The 2,410-nt window shown below is 70.7% G+C and carries 5 protein-coding genes; all 5 read right to left on the bottom strand.

Annotated elements, in window-relative coordinates; genetic code table 11:
- Positions 1-626 (bottom strand): SDR family NAD(P)-dependent oxidoreductase (locus WH07_RS28615; RefSeq protein ID WP_046506098.1); only part of this gene is annotated, 626 nt, incomplete at its 3' end.
- Positions 627-680: 54 nt separating this feature from the next.
- Positions 681-884, bottom strand: a complete 204-nt coding sequence (locus tag WH07_RS40005) for a hypothetical protein (protein WP_157877454.1) — start codon at positions 882-884, stop codon at positions 681-683.
- A 205-nt stretch (positions 885-1,089) separates the two neighbouring features.
- A complete protein-coding gene (locus WH07_RS28605) occupies positions 1,090-1,410 on the bottom strand; it encodes a helix-turn-helix domain-containing protein (protein ID WP_046506094.1) in 321 nt (106 codons plus the stop codon).
- On the bottom strand, positions 1,407-1,724 hold the full coding sequence (locus tag WH07_RS28600; protein ID WP_269801394.1) for a type II toxin-antitoxin system RelE/ParE family toxin: 318 nt from the start codon (positions 1,722-1,724) through the stop codon (positions 1,407-1,409). The genes WH07_RS28605 and WH07_RS28600 overlap by 4 nt, the downstream gene beginning before the upstream one ends.
- A gap of 34 nt (positions 1,725-1,758) precedes the next feature.
- Positions 1,759-2,410, bottom strand: a 652-nt coding sequence (msrA, locus tag WH07_RS28595) for a peptide-methionine (S)-S-oxide reductase MsrA (RefSeq protein ID WP_046506090.1), incomplete at its 5' end; no start/stop codon positions are given.

Here is a 2,410-nt window from a genome sequence, read left to right as displayed (position 1 = left end):
ATTCCGGGGGACACCCGGGCCGGGCGGCCGGGGTCGCCCATCGTCGCGTGCATGTCGCTGTCGATGATGCCGGGGGCGACCGCGTTGACGCGGATGCCGTCCGGGCCGAGTTCCTTGGCGAGGCCGATGGTCAGCGCGTCCGTGGCGGCCTTGGTGGCGGCGTAGTGGACGTACTCGCCGGGGCTGCCGAGCGTGGCCGCCGCGGAGGAGACATTGACGATGGCGCCGGTTCCGCGCGGCGCCATGTCACGGGCGGCGCGGCGGCAGCAGAGCAGATAGCCGAGGAGGTTGACGTCGAGGACACGGCGCAGGTCCTCGGTCCGGGCGTCGGCGAGCCGGGCGAGGGGACCGGTCACCCCGGCGTTGTTGACCAGGCCCGTCACCGGCCCGAGCCGGTCCGCGACGGTGTCGAACAGCCGCTCCACGTCCGCCTCGTCGGCCGTGTCCGCCCGTACGGTCACACACCGCCCCCCGGCCGCCCGCACCGCCTCCGCGACCTGCTCGGCGGCGTCGCCGTCCCGTATGTACCCGAGCGCCAGATCATGCCCCTCGCCGGCCAGCCGAACGCAGGTGGCGGCGCCGATACCACGGCTGCCGCCGGTAACGACGGTGACGGGACGTGACACGAGCTGCCTCCTGAGATCGCTGGTACGCACGTCGTACCCCGGTTCGTACCCTCGTCACCGCCAAGGCTCGGCTGGGGCGCCCCAGACGGCGGGGGCGGCTTTCCGTATCTCCGCCTCGTCGACGGGGCGTTGCCCGTCGTACCTGATGGCGGTGAGCCGCACGCCGAAGGGGAACTCGACGTTCGTGCCGTCCTCGAAGGAGATCATCACATGCGTGTCCGGCCCGTCCGGATGGTTGTCGAGCCACTGCACATGCACAACGACCGGCGTAAGCACCCCACCGGGCCCGACGAGCCGACACCCCTCGTCAACACCCTGCGCCAACACGGAAACCAGCCCGTCCCGCTCGCCCCGGTAGTACGCGCATCCCGCCACGCGTGCAGATTATCCGCCCGCGCAGATCACACCGGCGCGGGGCGGTGCGGGCCGAGCACCGCGGGGTCGCATGCGCGAGGTACCAAGGTCAGGCAGCGTGTGGGGTGTGAGGGACGAACGAGAGCTGGGTCTCTTCGGCGTCGATCGAGACGTCCAACTGCGAATCGAGCGCCCTGGCCAGCGCGCGCAGCAGCGGGAGTGTGGGGGTGGTCCCACCGCCCTCGATGCGCTCGATGTCTTCCACCGCAAGCCCCGCCCGCTCGGCGACCGTCGCCGACCCCAGGCCGAGAGCCGTACGACGGTCGTACACGGCCTGTCCCAAAGCGATGGCGGCCCCGGCCTCGACATACGCCGGGTCGGTCCGGTTCTCCTCGGGAATCGTCCACGAGGTGTGGTATCCCGTACTCACGCTTGCTCCTCGAACGTCCGGTGGTAGGCCGTCGCCGCGGTGGGATGCGACGCTTCACATTCCTTCTGCGCCCACAGGGACCGCTGGACCTGTCGGTCTTCGCGCATCCGGGATTTTCGGAAGACGGTCAGAAACACGATACGGCGTTCCGGCGCCAGCCAGTAGGTGAGGCGGATGGGGGCCGAGCCGAGATGGAAGCGCAGCTCTCGGACGGCACCGCTCAGATGGCGGGAGTACGGCTCGCCGAGCGTTGTGGGCGCTTCGGCCAAACGGTCGGCGTGCCGCTCCACCGCGCAATAGTGCTCGCGCGGCAGACCGTCCAGCCAGACTCCGGGATCCGTCCGCCCCTCAGCTCTCCGCCTTGGCCACGCCTATGGGGCAGCTCACGCCCGTGCCGCCCAGGCCGCAGTAGCCGTTGGGGTTCTTGTCCAGGTACTGCTGGTGGTACGCCTCGGCGGGGTAGAAGGGGCGGGGGGTGGCGGGGAGGATCTCTGTGGTGATCTCGCCGTACCCGGAGGCGGTGAGGACCTTCTGGTAGGCCTCGCGGGAGGCCGTGGCGGTTTCGGACTGGGCGGGGGAGTGCGTGTAGATCGCGGAGCGGTACTGCGTACCCACGTCATTGCCCTGGCGGAAGCCCTGGGTGGGGTTGTGGGACTCCCAGAAGAGCTTGACCAGCTCGGCGTACGAGATCACCTTGGGGTCGTAGACGACGCGGACCGCTTCGGTGTGGCCCGTGAGGCCGGAGCACACCTCTTCGTACGTCGGGTTCGGGGTGGTCCCGCCCTGATAACCGACCAGGGTGGTCCACACGCCGTCCCGCTGCCAGAAGGTGCGCTCGGCGCCCCAGAAACAGCCGAGGCCGAAGTCGGCGATCTCCAGGCCCTCCGGGTACGGGCCGAGCAGGGGGTTGCCGAGGACGGTGTGGCGGGAGGGCACGGGGAAGTCGCGCTCGGGGCGGCCGGGCAGGGTCTGCTCCGGGGTGGGAAGCTCGGGGGTGCGG

The organism is Streptomyces odonnellii (assembly GCF_000981895.1).
GTDB lineage: Bacteria > Actinomycetota > Actinomycetes > Streptomycetales > Streptomycetaceae > Streptomyces > Streptomyces odonnellii.
The sequence above is the reverse complement of the archived record's forward strand: the minus strand, read 5'-3'. Positions and strand labels throughout refer to the sequence as shown.